Origin of the sequence: Anaerocolumna sp. AGMB13020, assembly GCF_033100115.1 — a bacterium.
Lineage (GTDB): Bacteria > Bacillota > Clostridia > Lachnospirales > Lachnospiraceae > Anaerocolumna.
In genome coordinates this window covers 111,523-131,763 of sequence record NZ_CP136910.1, presented here as the reverse complement: position 1 = coordinate 131,763, position 20,241 = coordinate 111,523, and the positions used below count along the sequence as shown (strand labels likewise).

Genomic DNA, 20,241 nt, shown 5'->3' with positions numbered 1-20,241 from the left:
AACAGCTGAAGTCTATTTCAATTTATCTATTTGAATATCACAGCCAATACAAGGCACCACCTTATAAGGTCTCATCATATCATTGTCTTCATGATCAATTATATGACAATGCCAAACATAACCGGGTCCGTAACTTGGATCAAAAGGGAACAGATTTACACAAGGTCTTGCATCTTTTTCTTTGGCTTCCTGAGGTGCATATCTTATCAGGAGTCTTGTCACCTGATTTGGCATTACCAATACGGTATCTTTCCAGCCGGTCTCATTAAGGGGCGGCTCAATGGGATCACCTTGAAGATAAGGCTCCGGAGACAGTGTGACCGTCGGATTTTCCAATGGTGGAGTACCGTTAAGTTTCGTCCATTCCTCTGCGTATTTCACGGAATCATAATTCTGTCTGTTTTTTATCAGGAACTGGATAAGGTGTATATGAATGGGATGTGCTCCATTGGTCATATTAACAATCTCCCATTCAACGGTGGAACCGATAATAGCTTCTTCTGAAACAGGCGCATGCCACATCTGGCCGTTTAAAAGAAGTTCTGACAGTCCGGTGGCGTCAACTGCAACATTTAATGTTACCGTTGTATTTAGCACATTCGGAATCAACTTGGGTATTGTATTTAATTTATCCGGTATTTTCTTCGGAACAACAGGACATTTATCTGATACGGTAAACTTCATAATCTGTCCCACGGTTTCTGGATCTGCCGGTGCACCGTTAGGGAAAGGTGTATTTGCGATGTTTTCAAGAATAATAGCCTCTCCTGCTGCAAGCATAGAGAAATCAACTATAATATCCGCACGCTCTGCAGGTGATAAGAGTAATTCTTTTAATTCTACCGGTTGCGGCAGCAATCCACCATCTGAACTGATCTGGGTAAAGGACTGATTATTGGATAACTTAAATTTATAAATTCTGCTATTTGAACCGTTTAATAACCGAAAACGATATTGCCTTGGCTCAACCTTGAAATTAGGCCATACTCTTCCGTTTACCATAATGGTATTTCCCGTAAATCCCGGACGCCAATACGGGTGCAGCTGCGGATTTATTCCGTTGCTGGGATACAGCAGGGAACCATCATCATAAAAGGACCTATCCTGAATTACAAGGGGAACATCGTATTCACCTGACGGCAGATAGTCACAGCTACTGTCCTTCGGATTATTTATGAGATAAAAGCCAGCCAGTCCGGCATACACATTTAGTCTGGTTAACCCTAAAGTGTGATCATGGTACCATAAAGTTGCGGCTTCCTGCTCATTGGGATAGGAATAACGTGATTTCGTAAAGGTACTTCCTGTTTTTTGTTCTCCTGCTGTAAACCAGGAATCCGGATAACCATCTGAGTCGGATCTGACTTCTGCACCATGCACGTGAACAACAAGAGGCACCGGGCTCTGAGCCAGTGGATACCCCTCCGGATAAGGAAGAAACGGTGGTTCCGGCATTGGCATATTATTGGGATTGGCCCAGTGAAGGGTTGGATCTACTGCAAAGAGATTTTGTTCTGTAATAGCGTTCACCCATTGTACATTAACCGGTATTCCTTTTACTGCCTTTATCGTAGCACCGGGAGAACTATGCTGATAATAGGTTTTACCGCTTTTTTGATCAGTAACCTTCCCTTCAAACCCCCAAACTGTAGTTTTGGGGAATTTCTTTGGTAAAATCTGTTGCATAAATTGACTCATTGTAATGGTATAATTGTGACTAATCTCTTTCCCTGTTTTTTGATCCTTTACTGTAACAGGTTTATAGACCGGCGGTACAAATAGTTGATTAACATACTTTGGTATTAATAAAGGGTCAAGCTCTACTTTTGCCATAAATACCTCCTAATGTCAATATTGATAAATACTTTTGGCCTGTAATTTTACGAAACTGGAACAAGTATGAAAAATCTTTGTACTGTTCTAACCGCCCGCTTTGGAGTACACTGTATAGAGCTTTTCGTAATAAGACTTGCTAATCACGCCTTGTCTACCACAAAAATAGAAGTTCAGCCCAGCATAAGCATTTACCAAGCACATCCAACTGCAGCTTAAGTAGTCAGGTTAAAATTCCAGGCATTATATTTATATGTCGATATATGACATATTGTGTCGATATGGGCAAAGTTATACTTGAGCAAGATATTAAGAAGGAAACTACTGCTTTTGATGGAAGCAGAAATACTTTTTAACCATTAAGAAGATCTAATCGCCGTATGGATTCTTCTGCTTAACTCTGAAACCTGCTTTACAATATCGCCTTCTTCGATAGTTGTCAATTTTCCTTTATGCACAGTTCGGTGCCCGTTTACAATAACTTCCTTAATGGCGGCAGGCTGCATAGAATAAACAATATTGGGGAGGAGCTGTTCATAGTCCGAGAAAAAAGGCTGCAGTGAGATATCCATAAGGTCCACTCCTAAAAGGTCTGCTTTATAACCTTCTTTGATTTCACCAATGGGAAGCTCCAAAAGAGTACCTCCATTAACAGTTCCCATATGATAAGCTTGTTCGCTATCAATCAAAAGAGCATTAAGTTTCGTGACTTTTTGTAAAAGAGAGGACATACGCATTTCTTCAAACACACTGATACGGTTATTGCTGCAGGCACCATCGCTGCCCAAACCAATATTAATGCCTGCTTCAGCCATCCATGCAATGTCTGTAACACCATCAGCCAAAAACATATTACTGGACGGACAATAAGCAAGGCTGGCTTTTTTATCTGCCATCAGCTCTTTCTCTCTTTCATTCAGCCATACAGCATGTACCATGACCATTTTATCGTCCAATACACCAAGCTTTTCAAAAAATTCAACGGGACGCAGTTGGTATTTATCCAAAACTTCCTTAACTTCAAAGGGTTCCTCGGCAACATGTATATGAAATTTCGTTCCAAGCTCCTGCGCCAAAGCATGTCCGGCCTGTATCATCTCAGGTGTGGCAGCATGAAGGCTATGCGGAGCCGGTAGTATGGTTGTCATCGCATCTGCCGCATTATTATACTGCTTAGCCAGATATCTGGTATTCATAACAGCTTCCGGGACAGTCTCTATGTAACCTTTGGGGGCACCCGTCCAATCATACATGGTTCTGGCAAGTACCAGTCGGATTCCGATATCTTTAGCAGCCTGAATGATTGCCATATCACCCTCAAGACCGTTATTATGCAGATAGAAGAAATCTGAGACACAGGTAACACCATATTTCATCATTTCCCCAAATGCCAGCAGTGCTCCTACATAGATATCCTCCGGGGTTAACAAGGGAGAAATACGGTATAAGGCCTTGTCACGCCACTCCAAAAAGGGCTTTCCAACCGCCAGGCCTCTTAACAAACTTTGAAAGCTGTGATTATGTACATTTACCGTTCCAGGTAACATAACCATGTTTTCCCATATAAACTCCTGTTCCGGTGTATGTTTAAGCCTGATATCCAAAACATCACCGATTTGTATAATAGTCCCATCTTCTATTAAAACAGAAATATTATCTTGAAAAGTCCCTTTAAAATATACTAATTTGGGTCTAATTAAGGTTTTCATTGGTTAACTCCTTATCCAGTCTCAGAACTGCATTCAGCAATGCATTTCCTGCTATTTCAATATCCTTGCCATCTGTTTTTTCTTCTCTGCAATGACTCTTCCCCTCAATGCTCTGCACGAAAATCATACCGGTTCTTGTAATTCCGGACATGTGTACTGCATCGTGGCCTGCCATACTGACAAGCATTGGAACATGATTGATAAATTCCAGCCCACTGCTTTCTTCTGCTGCCAGTGACAGTGGAGTCTGTTCTTTTGATATCTCATCCCCTATTATTTTCATTATTCCTTCATCCATTGGTGCAGGTGCCTGATCCAGTATAATTTCACGTTGAAAGCTTATTCCACGGTTATTCTCGATCTTTAAAAAGTCCTTCTCAATCCTTTGGAGCATCTGTTGTTTGACCATCTCCCCGGGAAAACGAAGTTCCATTATAAACTTTGTGTTACCGGATATAATATTGGCGGAATTTGGGTTAACCTCAACCCAGCCGACCGTGGCAACCACGTCCCTGCGTTTTAATGCTTTTGCTGTCTCCTCAACCACTAGAGCGGCTTGTGCAGCGGCCAAAAATGCATCATGGCGGTATTCCATCCGTGTGGTTCCTGCATGATTTGCTTCACCCTTTACTGTTACGAATTCTCTGTATATTCCTGTAATTTTCGTTACTGTCCCGGCAGAAAGCTTATTGTCAAAGAGGTTTCGCCCCTGTTCGATATGGCATTCAATAAATGCTGCCATATCCTTCTTTCCTACTTGTGCCTTCAGCAATCCCTGAATGTTACCACCGGCTCGTTTTATTGCAGTTCCAAGGCTTTCACCGGTTATAAGATGTCTGGAGGCTTGCAGCTTTTCTAATGTAAGTTTACCGGTAACTCCTCTGCTTCCCATCGTAGAGATTTGAAAGGGGTTGGGTTCCTCAGCAGTAAAGGATACTACCTGAAGAGGATGCTCAAGCGGCACCTGGTTTTCCTTTAAGGTCTGCATTATTTCAAGTCCCATTAATACACCCAGAGCACCGTCGTACATTCCACCGTCAGATACAGCATCATGGTGAGAGCCAAGAGTGATTGGTTTGTTATCGGAGTTGTTTGTTTTCCAGTTAATCCATATATTAGCCATTGCATCTATTTTTATAGCAGCTCCCATATCCAGTGCCTTTTCAAGCAACCAGCTTCTTGCTTCTTCCTCCGCTTCATTTCCCAGTGAACGGTCAATGCCGCCGTCTTCCTTTCGTCCGAACAGCGATAATTCCTTCAGATTCTTCTCCAGTCGTTCCAGATTTATTTTCATCAGCTGGTCTGGTGCCTCCTTATAATTTTTCCATCCTTCATAACCATCTCTACCAGGTTAATACCGGTATGATAGGGAAGAAAATGTATGGACGGATATTCTAGCATAATAATGTCTGCTTTCTTACCTGTTTCGAGACTTCCTGTCGTCTCCTGGAGACCAAGTGCTGCGGCTCCGTTAATGGTCAAAGCGGTAATGGTTTCTTCAATGGTCATGTTCATATAGATACAAGCAAGAGAAATCAATAAGGGGATAGAGTAGGTAAAACAACTGCCTGGGTTAAAGTCTGAGGCCAGGGCCACCGCGCATCCTGCATTTATCATTTCTCTTGCTCTGGCATAATCCTCCTTGAGGCAAAAGGCAGTAGCCGGCAGTAATGTTGTAATTACTCCCTGTTCGGAGAGCCTCTGTATGCCCTCTTCTGAGGCTTTCAGCAGGTGATCTGCAGAGATACAGTTCATTCTGGCTGCCAGTGCAGCTCCGCCAAGATCAGACATTTCATCTGCATGTATTTTAAGCTCAAATCCCATAGCCTTTGCTGATTTCAGATAATACGCGGACTGTTCTGCTGAAAAGACATTATTCTCACAGAAAATATCCGCAAACCGGGCAAGCTCTGACTCTTTTACAATCGGCATAACTTGCTGCAGCATATAATCAAGAAATTTCATTTCCTGGCCTTTATATTCTGTGGGTACGCTGTGCGGTCCAAGAAAAGTAGCTACAACGTCCATGGGGTGAATACGGTTTAATTCCTTCATTACCTGAAGCTGTTGTATTTCCGTTGCTTTATCCAGACCGTAACCGCTTTTTCCTTCCACAGTTGTAATTCCCATTTCCATCATCTTATCAAGCCTTTTCTTTCCTGCCTGCAGTAATTCCTCTCGTCCGGCTTCTCTGGTGGAAGTAACAGACGCTATAATTCCTCCGCCTTTTTTCATGATTTCCATGTAGCTTTCACCACCAAGTCTCCAGGAGAATTCTTCTGCACGATACCCTCCAAAGATAAAATGGGTATGTGAGTCTACAAAGCCAGGCAGGACAGCTTTCCCGCAGGCATCAATTACGGTATACTCTGCTGTAGCTCTTCTATCCAGCTCTTCCGTCGTTCCAACAGCCGTAATTAACCCGTTTTCTATGATGACTGCGCCATTTTTGATAATTCCGATATTTTTCATTTCCTTGCCCGCCTTGACACCTCCGGCGCAGGTTACCAGTTCAGCAGCATTTCGAATGATATAATTCATGATTACCTCTCACACTTCTTAATTTAAGCTCCTGCTGTCGGCAAGCAGTTTATCAATTAGTTTATCATCTGCAAGGTAAGGAAGCGTTATATGATCCTTTCCCTGCATGACTTCATTGTATTCTGCTACGGTTTCCATGGAATTCTCACATCTTCCCCAGCTCCTTCTGGCTACTCCTATCATGGTATCCCAGGGAATAGCCGCCCGTATGATCTCATCCACTCTTTCACTGCCGTCTAACAGCAATCCAAAACCTCCGTTTATGGATTTCCCGATACCTACACCACCTCCGTTATGAAGGGCAACAAGGCTCATTCCTCTGGCTGCGTTCCCGGCATAACATTGTATTGCCATATCAGCAGTAATATTACTTCCATCATAAACACTGGAGGTCTCCCGGTAAGGTGAGTCGGTTCCGCCAGTATCATGATGGTCCCTTCCAAGCATAACCGGTCCAATTATGTTCTCTCTTACCATCTGATTGAATTTAAGAGCAATATCACGTCTGCCAAAAGCATCCTGATACAGAATTCTGCATTGGGTACCGACTACCAGATTATTCTTTCTGGCATCTCGAATCCAGATATAATTATCCCTGTCCTGGCCCCGTCGATTAGGATCAATCATTTCCATTGCTGCTGCATCAGTCCTGATCAAATCCTCTGGATTACCGCTTAAGCAGCACCAGCGGAAAGGGCCATAACCGTAATCAAATAACATAGGACCCATGATATCCTCAACATAAGAGGGGAAGATAAACCCTTCACTGGTATCCTTTCCGTTTTTAGTAATTTCTGTTACCCCGGCATCAAATACGGCTTTCATAAAAGCATTTCCATAATCAAAGAAATAAGTTCCTCTATCCGTTAAGGTTTTTATGAGACGAAAGTGCTTTTGCAGGGACTGGTCGACCAGTACTTTGAAATGTTCTTTGTTTGTCTGTAAGAGTTCTGTCCGCTGTTCAAAGGTCAGTCCCTGAGGGCAATAACCACCGTCATATGGCACATGACAGGACGTCTGATCGGAAAGTAATTCTATATGGATATCTTTTTTAACGGCATATTCCAGTAAATCGATAATATTACCATGATAGGCTATGGAGATGCTTTGTTTACGTTCAAGATAATCCTTTGCCAGTGAAAAGGCTTCTTCCAGGTTTCCAGTTACCCTGGATATCCAACCCTGTTCAAGGCGTGTATTTATCCTGGTTTCATCCACTTCTGCGATAATACCTACACCGCCGGCTATTTCAATGGCCTTGGGTTGTGCGCCGCTCATACCACCAAGGCCGGAGGTGATAAACAGATGGCCTTTTAAATCTTCTTCACCAGAGATTCCAAGAACCTTTCGTCCGGCATTTAACAGGGTATTATAGGTACCGTGGACAATTCCCTGAGGCCCTATGTACATCCAGCCACCTGCTGTCATCTGCCCGTAGTTGCTCACTCCCATAGCGGCTGCTTTTCCCCAGTCAGCAGGATTGTCATGCATACCGACCATTAGTCCGTTGGTTATGATTACTCTTGGGCTGGTTTTAGCAGAATGAAATACTCCCATTGGATGACCGGACATAACAACCAGAGTCTGTTCCTCCGTCAGCTCCTCCAGATACTTTTTGATCAGCTGGTATTGCATCCAATTCTGACATACCTGCCCCGTCTCACCATAGGTAACCAATTCATATGGATAAAGTGCAACCTCATGATTCAGATTATTGTCAATCATCACCTGAAAGGCCTTCCCTTCCAGGCAGCTCCCCTTATATTCATCCATAGGCTTACCATAGATTCGTTCCTTTGGCATAAAACGGTAACCGTAGATTCTGCCTCTCGTTCTCAGCTCTTCTAAGAATTCAGGAGCCAGCGCCTCATGGAGTGAATTTGGTACATAACGTAATGCATTTTTTATGGCTAGCTTAATTTCCCTTTCATTAAGTGTCAGTTCTCTTTTGGGAGCACGTCTTACCCCTTCTTTAAAAACCGGATATTCAGGTAATACAGCTTCCAGTTTTATTCTCATGGCATCCATTACTTTTTTATTCTCCATAATCCTCCATTCCACAGCAGCGCTGTTTGGTTTCTATATGCCAGAAAAGAACTAAACGGCAAGAACTCCGACCTTATCTTCAACAGCGGATACCAGGGAGCCGTCTATAATTAAATTCTCACAGTTATTAATATCTTCATAGAGTGGTCTGTCCTCATCCAGTTTCTCTACTTTTTCACGAATCAGGGCATATGCTGCACCTGTTCCTATACCCAGGCCTTTGTCTCCGCGAAGGTCAATTGCCTGGCAGGCACACATTAATTCAATCGCAAGCACTCTTCGTACATTTTCCATGATACTCATTGCTTTTCTGGCTGCAATGGTTCCCATACTGACATGATCCTCCTGATTAGCAGAGGAGGGTATGCTGTCTACGCTTGCTGGATGAGCTAATACTTTATTTTCTGACACCAGTGCAGCTGCAGTATATTGTACAATCATAAAGCCCGAGTTTACACCGCCCTTTTCTATGAGAAAGGAAGGCAGCCCACTTAGAGAGGAATTCACCATTCTCTCAATTCGCCGTTCTGAGATATTAGCAAGTTCAGCAATTGCAATTCCCAGGAAATCAAAGCTAATAGCCATTGGCTGACCATGGAAATTACCGCCGGAGATGCCTTCTTCCGTATCCGTAAAAATTATGGGATTATCCGTTACAGAATTCATTTCTATTTCTATTTTTTCTTTGACATAATGAAGAGCGTCTTTGCTGGCTCCATGAACCTGCGGAATACAGCGAAGGGAGTAGGCATCCTGTACTCTGATTTCACCCTGTTTTGTTATATTCTTACTGTTTTTTAAAAGAGTACAAAGTAAAGCTGCCGTATCAATTTGTCCTTTATGTGGTCTGACCTCGTGAAGTCTGGGATCCAAGGCATTGATAATACCATTCTGAGCTTCATAGCTTAGAGCAGCAGCAACATCAGATATCTTAAGCAGATTCATGGCATCAAACACGGTAAGTGCTCCAATTGCTGTCATGACCTGTGTTCCGTTAATAAGTGCAAGCCCTTCTTTCTCTGTCAGCTCAAGGATGGGGATGTTCGCAAGCTCCATCGCCTGAGCACCATGATATATTTTCCCCTTGTATTCCGCTTTACCCATTCCAATCATAGGCAGCACCATATGTGCCAGAGGTACCAGATCACCGCTTGCACCAAGAGACCCTTTTTCAGGAATAAGGGGTGTTACTCCTGTATTCAGCATTTGAATAAGAGTGTTAATGGTTTCCAGCCTTGCGCCTGAATACCCTTTTACCAGATTGTTAACACGCAGCAGCATTATTCCTCTTACCACATCCTGGTTCAGATTATTACCGGCACCAACTGCGTGTGAAATAATCAGATTACGCTGTAACTTTTTGGATTCACTTTTTGATATCACCTGATTACAGAACATTCCAAATCCTGTAGTTACACCATATACCACCTGTCCCTCTTCCACCAGTTTATCAACGACGCTCCGTGATTCTATAACCTTCTTCTCCTGTTCCGGCGCAAGCTTTACCGGTGCATTATGCCTGCATACCTTCTCTACTTCCTCAAGAGTTAAACTACTTCCATTAATCAATACAGCTTCCATATGAACCTCCAGATAATATATAATACGCGTTGCAATTATTAATAATTTATATTACTAATGCTTTATCACAATAAAGTCAAAAGAGGCACCTCAGTATGAGGTGCCTCTTAATTATTTCTATGTAATTGTCTCTCTTTAATTTATCAGACATATACTCTCCATTTTCAATTGAAAGATTGGTATACACAGCATTTACTATAGTACTTAGAATCTATCTATTTCTAAAATCAAATGCAAAAACCAGTGTCTCTATGCAAAAAGGCAATGGAATTCTACCATTGCCTTTTTGCAACAATTACATCATAAAGCATATGCCTTATTATGTCAATTAGTAATTTTATTATTGCATAGCTGCTGCTTATTCCTATCTCTCACAAGCGGTAGCAGGACATACAAATTACCCGGATAGAGGGATTCTTATCTCGTTAATTTTTATTGTCATGTTTTTGTCAATATAGAACTTTAGAAAGATTTATGGTATGATATAGGAAACATAAATTACATTATTAATACTTTATATTATTAATGTATATATACTTGTGGAGGAAATATGTCTGATAAAGTAACCAGGGATATTATCATAGAAAAGGCGAACCAACTCTTTCTTAACAATGGTTATAAAAATGTAACCGTACTTGATATCTGTAATGCCTGTGATATCTCCAAAACTGCCTTTTATTATCATCTGAAGTCCAAAGAGGATGCCATACTCAATTTTTATGACGCAGTCACCAAGAACATCACAAATCTTCTCATTTCTATTTTGTCCAAAGATAATTACTGGGATCAGCTGCTGATTTGCTTTGAGAGTCTGATCAGAGAAGCCAGTAAGTTCGGTACAGACTTCATGAGTCAAATGCTTACATGTAATTTGAAAGTGGACTATGGAAGTTATGATTTTCAAAAGGAATTGACCAGGGTTGTAGTTATGATCATTCAAAAGGGGCAGGAAGCCGGACAGTTCAGAAATAAAAATGATGCCCTGACCTTATTCCAGGCAGCCTCCTATATGTTTCTGGGACAAGAGGTTACCTGGTGTATCAAAAAGGGTGAATTTATGTGGTTAGAGGAAATTCGCCATGGACTGGAATGTGTCTTTGATGTTTCACCGGAGCTAAGATAGCAAAAGATAGTTACCTTTAACATAAGTCATTGGATAACTACCTTTTTTGTTCCTATCAATACAGCTGATTTAGATTTTTCCTAAAATCATAGCCGGTTGGATTCTGAAATATTCTTAAATCGAATTCCGGTATAACCGCCATGATATGATCGAATATATCTGCCTGAGCAGTCTCATAATTTGCCCAGGCTGTATCATTAATAAATACATAGATCTCAATGGGCAGTCCATTGTCTGTGGGTTCCAGCTGCCGGGCCATACAGGTCATTCCCTTATGTACCTTGGGATGATGTTTCAGATAACTGTCAATATATGCACGGAAGGTACCGATATTGGTTAGATGTCTGCCATTTACCATATTAACAGGATCAATTCCGTTTTGCTTGTTATACTCTTGTATTTCATTGTGTTTCTTTTCAAGATATTCGCTTATATATTGAATACGGCTGTATTTTTGAAGCATCTCCTCGTCACAGAACCGAATGCTTGTCATATCTATGCATATGGATCGCTTGATTCTTCTTCCGCCTGCCTCCTGCATGCCTTTCCAGTTCTTAAAAGATTCTGTTACCATTGCATAGGTAGGAATCGTAGTAATGGTATTATCCCAATTTCTGATTTTGACGGTATGGAGAGAAAGTTCTGTTACTTCTCCGTCTGCACCATATTTCGGCATTTCTATCCAGTCTCCTATCTGGAGCATATTATTAGAGGTTAACTGTATGCCTGCTACAAAACCCAAAATAGAATTCTGGAATACCAATAAAAGTACCGCGGATGCAGCACCGATACTGCCTAATAATATCCAGGGAGAACGGTTTAGCAATACTCCTATTACGATTATAGTGCCTATAACATAAGCTATAATTTTAACTACCTGAAGATATCCTTTAATGGGCCTGACCTTTGATACTTCAAAGGTCTGATACAAATCATCTGCTGTATCAAGGAATTTGTCAAGGGTTAGCAGAATCACAAAAACAATATAACAGAATACCAGCCGCTGTATAATTATCTGATAAGCCGGAAAGGTAGGCGCAAAAGCATGCACGGTAATTGCAGGAACAATACGTATAAGCCGTTCCAGCACCTTGTTATTGATTAAAATGTCACTCCATTTTGATTTGCTTCTGGCGGCCAGACCTGACTGCACCTTTAATAATATTTTCTTTGCTGCAACATACAGCAGGGTACTGATTACTATAATAAGTACTATCATTATTCCTGTTGTCAGGTATAAGGATAATCTGGAATTAATCCCATACGATTCTAAAAGTTCATTGATATATTCTGACATTTGTAAACCACTCATTCCTATCTGATTCATTTTCTTATCTTATTCTTGCTTTTTATTATAAATTATATGAGTGGGTATTACAAGTTACAACAGAAATAATACTCTTTTTGTCTTATGAATCCTTCCTCCAGACCATACGGTTAATAATCCCGGTATAACTCTGTATAATCTTTATCACCTTCGTGCTCACATTTTCATCCGTATAATCAGGTACCGGACTAATCTTTTCCCCTCTGTCTGTCATGGTGACCGCAAGATCTACGGCCTGTAATACCTCTTCCGAAGAGATGGAACCCAGTATAAAGGCTCCCTTTTCCAAGGCTTCCGGCCTTTCTGTCGAGGTTCTGATACAAACGGCAGGAAATGACTTGAAATAGGCCGCTTCCTCCGGTAAAGTGCCGCTGTCGGAAACCGTACAGAAGGAATGGTATTGCAGATTATTATAGTCTGAAAAGGAAAAGGGTTTTAAAGATCTTACCTTGGGATGAAAATGAAACTGCCGCTTCTCGATAAAGCCTGCAGACCTTGGATGAGTGGAATAGATTACAGGTATGTTATAGGTCTCAGCAAGTACGTTAACTGATTTCATAAGTTCAAAGAAATTTTTCTCATTATCAATGTTCTCTTCTCTGTGGGCTGACAGGACAATATACTGCTGTTCGGATAACCCCAGCTTCTCACATATCTTTGAATTCTCAATTTTTAAGCGGTTTGCTGATAATACTTCTGCCATTGGGGAGCCGGTTACAAAACACCTGTCCTTTGGTATGCCTTCCCCATAAAGATATCTCCTTGACTGTTCGCTGTAACAAAGATTCACATCCGCAATATGGTCTACAATCCGCCGGTTGATTTCTTCCGGCAGATTCTCATCATAGCATCGGTTTCCGGCCTCCATATGAAAAACTGGGATCTTTAATCTTTTTGCTGCAATTGCTGAAAGAGCTGAGTTTGTATCCCCAAGAATCAAAAGGGCCTCCGGTTTTTCTGTCAGCATCAGCTCATAGCTTTTGGAGATAATATTTCCTATCGTGCTGCCAAGATTATCTCCCACTGCATCCAGATATACATCCGGTGACCTTAAAGTTAGATCTTCAAAGAATATCTGATTCAGAGCATAGTCCCAGTTCTGTCCCGTATGAACCAGGATATGATCGAAATAGCTGTCACTTTTCTTTATGATTTGTGAAAGTCTAATAATTTCAGGTCTGGTTCCTAAAATTGTCATTAATTTCAACCGTTTCATAATCGGATATCCTCCATAGGCTATATTCTTCTTATTCCAGTGTAAGGTAAAAGGAGTAAGGGCAGCGATTTTAAAAGACTCTTCTTCGCATATTTTCTTCGAATCAGAATTCTTTCCCTGTTATTCTGACTATAAGTCGATTGGCCTCCCTTATGAATTACCGGGGAGGTATCCGCAATAATTCCTTTAATCCCTGCCTTTTTCAGGTAGACAGCCAAGTTCAGTTCTTCACAGTAAAGAAAGGTGTTTGGATATAGTTTATCATAATGACTGAAGAATTCCTTGGTCAGCAAAAAGGCACAGCCCTGTATACAATAGGCCTTCTTTTTCGTTTCAGTTTCCGCCAAAGGCTCAGAAGGTTTAGGGGAGTCGTTTAAGCCAGAAAGCAAAACCGGCAGAAAGGGTAATAATTTATATAATCTTTCTTTCACCCTGTCAATAACACTTTGGTAATAAAGATACAGAAAGCTGAAAAGCATTGAGATATAAGGATTCCTGGTATTAACAGAGATTGGCTGTTTATGATACTCTCTATCATAAACAGCCGGTGATATGACACCGACTCCCTTAACTGCAGCAGCTAATAATTCCTCAAAGAGATTCTCCTCAAACACAATATCGCTATTACACACAAAACAGTTTTCAGCCCCCAGATAAGTTCTTGCATAACGGATACCGGCATTGTTTCCACGTGCAAAACCTGTGTTTTGTTTTAGCCTTTTAAAGGTAATATGTGCAGCCCCTGCAAATACTTCCTTAAGCTTTTTAAGGGAATTATCCCCGGAACCGTTATCCACTACCACAATTTCATAACCGGAACCATTTTGCTTAAGCGCACTGTGGATGCAGTCTATGGTTTCTGTATAATTCTTGTAATGCAGAATAATAACTGCTAATCTGGTTTTCATAATACAATCCTTTCAATAGCGAAGCATCTGGACTTTTATTTTTTTAAACTCTTTTTAAATACGGAGAAGACCAATCCCTTTTCATAGGTATTAAGTCCGCAGAACCAGAACACCCCCAGATAGATAACTACCATGGCTGCACCTTTGGCCAGAAACAGCATAATTTTACCACCTGGTAAAAAAGCAATAAAAATAGCTGCTGCCAATGAAATTACTAAGGGAAGGCATAATCGCCCAAAACATTCTCGAAAAAATACAGGGATATTTATTTTAAGCTTTTTATGATAAACCACATTCATTGCTGCGGTGCGAAAGAGGTAGGCAATACATACAGAGACAGCTGCACCGATCTCCTGATATTCACTGGTCAACAGCATGGAAAAAAGAATGTTAATACCAGCCATTATGGTATAAACGATGGACTGCATCTTTACCATCCCGGAGGCTGTAACTGTCAAAGCCGCAATGTGTTGAGGGAGTTCAATTACACTGGGCAATACCAGAAGGAGAATACAAATATAAGCATTACGAAATCCGCTTCCCAGCCAGAAGTTTATAAAATCCCTGCCAACAGCCAGAAAGCCGGTAAAGATCATTCCAATGAGAACGAGCTGAATTCTTCCCACCTTTACCATAAGATTCAGCAGATACTCTTCTCTGTTTTCCTCATTCAGGATTCTTGATACCTTGGGCAGAAATAAGCCGTTAATAGCTGTAGCAAAGGTGTAAACCATTCCTTCAATGGTGGCTGAAGCACCAAAGACTGAGATGCTGACAGAACCGCTGTATATGCCAAGAATACTTGGGATAATATTGTAGATGAATCTCTGTGCAATGGAAATAACTGTCGTCCATATGGAAAACTGAAAAATCTCCCGGGTTATTTTCTTTGCTTTATATCGAAAGTTTACTTTGATTGAGGTGTATTTCTTTACAAACACCAGTTTTAACAAAATACTTATTCCGCCCGTAACCGCATTGGCAATCACTAAAATATTCAGACCATACCCCATCTGCAGAGCTCCAAAAATCAGTCCCATATTAAGTATTTTGGCTACCAGCTCGCTTATTTTTAAAGGAATGAATTTCTCAAAGGAGGTTAAGATACCGTTTAAGGTTCCAAAAGGAAAAGACAGTAAACTGTAACAGGAGGATATGATAAAGATTACTTTCAGTTTCTCAATCTCTGCGGAGGAGAGTTCCTTGTAGATACTGCCTATGTTAAAATAGGCAGCTGCCAGCACCAGCAGAATGATAAAATCCAGAAAAATAAACAGTTTATAAATAATACCCAGAAGATTATTAATTGCCTCCTGATCATTTTTGGAATTATATAATGAGAGAAAACGGGTAACAGCAGCTCCAAGACCAAAGTCCATTACCAATATACTGATTATGGATACGGACAAGGTGTAAAGGCCGTAATTATCCTGTCCCAGATTCCGTATTATCCAGGGTGTATAGATTAATCCTGCCAGAAGATTAACTCCAATGGTGAGATAACCTAGAATTGCACCAGCCTTGATCTGTCTGGTACTTTCCGCTTCATTTATCATAATCATGCCATACTCACCGCTTTCTGATGCTTTATAAGATTCAAGAAATAATTTCTTATTTCAGTTTAGGTTTTCTTTTAAACTTACTGAGAAAGCTTTGTTTTAATCCTTTGTAATCCTTGTATTTTAAACGAAGGATGATACTTAAGAACTTGCGATACAGCCGAATGAGAGGATGACCTCTGCCCATGATTCTGTCGATACGGTTTAGAAATTCATAATCCTCCAATACATAAGGAGGATGTTTTACAGGAAATTCAAGTTCATAGGTTTCCATATAAAATATTCTTCGGATTCCACCAGGTATCATTCTAATGTCTGCAACCGAATGGGTGGCATCCGCAGATATACCAATATTGGAAATCATGTTTTTGGAAGGTACAATATTCAGTCTGTGATTTAAATGCATGCTGGAACCTAATATGGACTCATAATGAGGTATCCCCGAATTACGGTGCAGTTTCATATTCTTAATCAGTCCGCTTCCATCGGTGAAGGTATCCACATAACTCTTTAATTGCAATAGATTATATGGGTCTTTTAAAATGGAATACTCTCCATCCCAGGTGTCGACCACCCTTTTCCAGGAAGCCCAGCCGCAGATGGAACCGGAGGTTGTAAACAGATAATCATACGGGGTATATTCACAGACACCGGTATTATTCATACCGCAGATCATGTTTATTCTCTCATCATCCTTATACTTTATCAGCAGTTCCTTGCAGAAAGGGAAGAAACTTAAGGACGGAACATCGTCATCCTCTAATACGATTCCATATTCCTCGGTTTGGAACATCCACTTCTGAGCTATATATTCCGAAGGATCACAGCCCATATTCTCACTTTGAAAATACGTATGTATTTCACAGTTCCAATCAATATCAAAGGCTATTGCCCTGCATTTAATGATGCCGGAGAGATCATCTGCTCTTCCTTTTCTTGGACCGTCCTGGTACAGGTACAGCTTCGACGGTCTGGCTTCTTTTACCACTTCAAAGACCCTTTCAAAGTTAGCAGGTCGTGCAAAGAATATCATTAATACAGCAATATCAATTTTTGATTCTTTCAATTATACCCCTCCAGACACCACCATTAAATATTTGATTACCTATCAAAAATCCATATATATGGCACAAGATTGCCATCCCTTAAGGTTCTGTAAATAAACAATAGCCCAAAGAAAACTACCGATAATAAAACAAGACATTTTCTTGTATTTTCTTTATCTGCATTGTCACTCTTCAAAGACAAGATTCGATCCATTAATATAATACTTGCGTACAGATAGTACAGTGCCGGTCTTTCCACTGTTCTGGTGAACATTCGTAACAGCCAGATGAGAATTACTGCCATATGCATATTCAGAAAAAAAACACTGTCGTCATAACGTTCAAAAAGCTCTTTTCGATAAATGATTCCAAGGAATCCAATCAGCAGCAATATCAATAAAAATATGCCGCCATTGCCTGTTTGCTCTATACTGTAATCATAACCCAGCCAGTTAGCAACTATTGTATGAATCCTGGTAAAAAAAAGTGCAATTCCACCGTAAATTCCCAGAACAGCCAAATGGTATTTTTTTTTCCAGGGAACCTGTGCTATAAAAAAGGCAGGTATAAAAAATAGCGCAGATTTATGAAAGGGATATGCTGCAGCGATAAGTAGAACAAAAGGAATCAGCTTTTTTTTTCTTGCAGCTTCATAAGCAAATAAACAGATTGACATTGCAAGTGCTTGTCGAAGACCTGCAAGGGTAAAGGCAAAGAGACCGATGGTAAGATAGAAAAAGACGGCATATCTCTTATAATCACCATATCGTTTGATAAAAATAAACAGGCTGATGCAAATAACAGCCGAGGTTACAGCAAAGTAAAAAACAGAACTGTAGTTTATTTCACCTATAAGCTTCGTAAAAATATAAAAACCCGAATCATTCTTCCGTTCCCAATAAAATTGAATCGTCTTATTTACCGAGTCGTAAAAATTATCTGCATATCTGCTATAATCACCGGTAAGAGATGCTTTTAAAATCATCACAAGATAGATTAAGGAGCAGGAAAAAAAGAGAACTGTATCATTTTTACCGGTTGCCGTCTCCTTTGCATAAACCGGTCTTCTGAGCGTAAACAAAGCTGAAAAAGCAAGCATCGACAGCACTAAAATATATACAAGCATAAGGCACCTCCCTGTTTATCACTCCTTTGTTAGAATATGTACAGGAAAGTAAATAGTGTCTGTCTTAATATGATAAGTTTGATTTTCATTTTTGCTTTTTCAAGGTGTTTTGGTGATTAGCTTTTTGTAAACCTTTTGATACTCCTTCACATTTTCCTCCATTGAAAAATATCTTCTCGCATAGTCTGTACAGGATTCCGAATAAAAAGCCTTATCTTTGCTCCTTATCTTACTGAGGGCTTTATAAATGCTTCTCAGTGTATTATCCGCTACAAGATATCCGCAGTTCTTACCTACCAGTTCGGGTAAGGCAGTAGCAGAAAAAGTAATAACTGGTGTACCACAGGCAAGTGCTTCGGCTATGGTCTTACCAAAGGATTCTTCTTTCGACAAGGAAATATATACATCTGCAGCATTATAAAGTCTTGCCAGACTAACTAGACTGTTGGTTCTTGGAATAAGGCGTACATTATCGGGTACCTCCGTATTCTCCGGTACACTGCCCACCATTAGAAATACGCATTCCTTATAATCAGCATTTCCGCCTTTTTTTTGGGCTTCTTCCTCTAATTTTTCCGCAAGTTTAAGAAAGCCTTTCAGCCCCTTTGTATTATCCCATATGGAAGCCACAGACAAAATTATGAACTTATCTTCTAAGTGAAGATCCTTTCTGATATCCGCAGCATCCATTGGTTTAAAATTTTCAAAGTCAATCCAATTATAGATCCGCTTAATCAGGCAGGCATCTTTTAAAAAGGAGCATTTAGCCTGATTGGTAATCCAGTCTGATACTCCGATAACCGCAAGTTTGTTAATTCTTTGAATGTACTCCTTTTTATCCTTCCACATTTTATTACAGCGTTCAAAAAACCAGGTGGGAGGTGTATTCCTGTTGTTGGGACATTTCCTGCACTCTTCCCTCCACTGATAACATCCATTGACGGTATAGTGAGTGCACCGGCCGGTATAGAACCAACAGTCATGTAATAATAAAACTGTCGGTATATTTTCATTCCCTAAAAATTTTAGCAGCATATTCAAATTAAGATAATTCCCATGTACATTTTCAAGCTGGACAATCTCCGGTTTTAATTTCTTTATGTATCTTATCAGCCCCAGCGTTGGTATATGTGAGAAATAACCTTGCAGCCCGGTTATTCTTGAACATAGGGCATGGAGCTTTCTGTCTGCCAGAAAACCAATAATATAATGCCCTTTTCTGCGCATTTTTCTGATTTCTTCTTTATTCTTCATACCATAAGCGGTTGCTAAGAAGCATTCATCCCCCAGTCTGGTTATACCTTCACTAAGTTCCTTTACCGTTCTGCCGGTACTTAATATTCCGTAAACTTCATTAATCACAAGAACTCTCATCCTTACCTCCATGTGTGTTCGTAACAGGCTTTGGGCAGCTGTAACTGCTGTAAGTAGCATATAACTTTTTTTCAAGCTCCGTCTTACACTCCTCCAGCTTCCTGCCTTTTGAAAAGGAATACAGTGTTTCGGCAAGCACTCCCAGATTTATCTCGTATTCCTTTGTTATGGAATAATATTTCTGCTGTACGAAATCTTTCGGTTTCAGCAACTGAAGAAACTCCTCTGCCACATCTTCAACGTAACACAGCTTCAGTCTGGTACTGCTGTCATGAATGGTTATAGGAAGTCCCTGGGAGATATTATAGCAGAAGGTAGCAACTACCGAATTGTAATTCGGTCTGGCATTGGAGCCAAAGACATTTGGAAGGCGATAAATATAGACCTGTCCTCCTGTAGTGTTCTCATAATCAAATAACAGATCTTCAGCTGCTTTTTTACTGCTACCATAAGGTGTACCGCTTTGTGCATGAACGGAGGAGGTATACAGCACCGGACAGTTTTTTTTACATTTCTTTAAATACTCTGTAATCATTTTGGTGAATTCTATATTTCCCTCTATAAATTCTTCTTCCTTCATTGGGCGATTCACCCCTGCTAGATGATAGATAAAATCGCAATCGGAAAGATAACGTCTAAATGTAGCTTCCTCGGTGTTATGATAGCATTCTAACAATATCACCTCTTTTAACTCTTGCAGGGCGGATACTAAATGCCTGCCAAGAAAACCTCCTGCTCCTGTTACGAGAACCTTCATAGCTGTCCTTCATAAGGGTGTATTTGGAAACTCAAAAGGGTACAATGAGTTTTCAAACACGCCCTAACCATACTTTCTACCATTCTATTCCTTCA

Annotated in this window: 15 protein-coding genes; 1 reads left to right on the top strand and 14 read right to left on the bottom strand. The window is 40.5% G+C overall.

What is annotated here, in order from left to right; genetic code table 11:
* Nucleotides 1-12 precede the first annotated feature (12 nt).
* The 6 genes from R2R35_RS00625 to hutH all read right to left on the bottom strand — a co-directional run bounded on the left by R2R35_RS00625 (nucleotide 13) and on the right by hutH (nucleotide 9,710).
* On the bottom strand, nucleotides 13-1,833 hold the full coding sequence (locus R2R35_RS00625; protein WP_317732566.1) for a multicopper oxidase family protein: 1,821 nt from the start codon (nucleotides 1,831-1,833) through the stop codon (nucleotides 13-15).
* 359 nt (nucleotides 1,834-2,192) lie between these two features.
* The gene (locus tag R2R35_RS00620) at nucleotides 2,193-3,542 is read right to left on the bottom strand and encodes an amidohydrolase family protein (RefSeq protein WP_317732565.1); all 1,350 of its coding nucleotides are present in this window, start codon (nucleotides 3,540-3,542) and stop codon (nucleotides 2,193-2,195) included.
* Nucleotides 3,526-4,836 (bottom strand): Zn-dependent hydrolase, encoded by a 1,311-nt coding sequence (locus R2R35_RS00615; RefSeq protein ID WP_317732564.1) that lies wholly within the window; start codon nucleotides 4,834-4,836, stop codon nucleotides 3,526-3,528. Before R2R35_RS00615 ends, R2R35_RS00620 begins: the two co-directional genes overlap by 17 nt.
* A complete protein-coding gene (hutI, locus tag R2R35_RS00610; RefSeq protein ID WP_317732563.1) occupies nucleotides 4,836-6,083 on the bottom strand; it encodes an imidazolonepropionase in 1,248 nt (415 codons plus the stop codon). The genes R2R35_RS00615 and hutI overlap by 1 nt, the downstream gene beginning before the upstream one ends.
* Before the next feature lie 18 nt (nucleotides 6,084-6,101).
* The gene (locus R2R35_RS00605) at nucleotides 6,102-8,129 is read right to left on the bottom strand and encodes a urocanate hydratase (protein ID WP_317732562.1); all 2,028 of its coding nucleotides are present in this window, start codon (nucleotides 8,127-8,129) and stop codon (nucleotides 6,102-6,104) included.
* Between the two features lie 51 nt (nucleotides 8,130-8,180).
* On the bottom strand, nucleotides 8,181-9,710 hold the full coding sequence (gene hutH, locus R2R35_RS00600) for a histidine ammonia-lyase (protein WP_317732561.1): 1,530 nt from the start codon (nucleotides 9,708-9,710) through the stop codon (nucleotides 8,181-8,183).
* A 550-nt stretch (nucleotides 9,711-10,260) separates the two neighbouring features.
* On the opposite strand from hutH, the gene R2R35_RS00595 reads away from it, so the two are divergent.
* A complete protein-coding gene (locus R2R35_RS00595) occupies nucleotides 10,261-10,833 on the top strand; it encodes a TetR/AcrR family transcriptional regulator (protein ID WP_317732560.1) in 573 nt (190 codons plus the stop codon).
* Nucleotides 10,834-10,888: 55 nt separating this feature from the next.
* On the opposite strand, the gene R2R35_RS00590 is transcribed toward R2R35_RS00595, so the two are convergent.
* From R2R35_RS00590 to R2R35_RS00555, 8 genes are all read right to left on the bottom strand, one after another.
* Nucleotides 10,889-12,160 carry a mechanosensitive ion channel family protein gene (locus R2R35_RS00590; RefSeq protein ID WP_317732559.1) on the bottom strand — a complete coding sequence of 424 codons (1,272 nt, stop codon included), beginning with the start codon at nucleotides 12,158-12,160 and terminating at the stop codon, nucleotides 10,889-10,891.
* Nucleotides 12,161-12,242: 82 nt separating this feature from the next.
* Nucleotides 12,243-13,376, bottom strand: coding sequence for a non-hydrolyzing UDP-N-acetylglucosamine 2-epimerase (gene wecB, locus R2R35_RS00585; protein WP_317732558.1), 1,134 nt, complete (start codon nucleotides 13,374-13,376; stop codon nucleotides 12,243-12,245).
* A gap of 20 nt (nucleotides 13,377-13,396) precedes the next feature.
* The gene (locus R2R35_RS00580) at nucleotides 13,397-14,284 is read right to left on the bottom strand and encodes a glycosyltransferase family 2 protein (RefSeq protein ID WP_317732557.1); all 888 of its coding nucleotides are present in this window, start codon (nucleotides 14,282-14,284) and stop codon (nucleotides 13,397-13,399) included.
* Between the two features lie 35 nt (nucleotides 14,285-14,319).
* On the bottom strand, nucleotides 14,320-15,846 hold the full coding sequence (locus R2R35_RS00575; protein ID WP_317732556.1) for an oligosaccharide flippase family protein: 1,527 nt from the start codon (nucleotides 15,844-15,846) through the stop codon (nucleotides 14,320-14,322).
* Nucleotides 15,847-15,895: 49 nt separating this feature from the next.
* The gene (locus tag R2R35_RS00570) at nucleotides 15,896-16,909 is read right to left on the bottom strand and encodes a hypothetical protein (RefSeq protein WP_317732555.1); all 1,014 of its coding nucleotides are present in this window, start codon (nucleotides 16,907-16,909) and stop codon (nucleotides 15,896-15,898) included.
* 35 nt (nucleotides 16,910-16,944) lie between these two features.
* Complete coding sequence (locus tag R2R35_RS00565) at nucleotides 16,945-18,015, bottom strand: EpsG family protein (RefSeq protein WP_317732554.1); 1,071 nt, start codon at nucleotides 18,013-18,015, stop codon at nucleotides 16,945-16,947.
* 99 nt (nucleotides 18,016-18,114) lie between these two features.
* Nucleotides 18,115-19,389: a glycosyltransferase gene (locus R2R35_RS00560; RefSeq protein ID WP_317732553.1), complete on the bottom strand. Its 1,275-nt coding sequence runs from the start codon at nucleotides 19,387-19,389 to the stop codon at nucleotides 18,115-18,117.
* The gene (locus R2R35_RS00555; protein ID WP_317732552.1) at nucleotides 19,370-20,146 is read right to left on the bottom strand and encodes an NAD-dependent epimerase/dehydratase family protein; all 777 of its coding nucleotides are present in this window, start codon (nucleotides 20,144-20,146) and stop codon (nucleotides 19,370-19,372) included. Before R2R35_RS00555 ends, R2R35_RS00560 begins: the two co-directional genes overlap by 20 nt.
* Nucleotides 20,147-20,241: the final 95 nt, after the last annotated feature.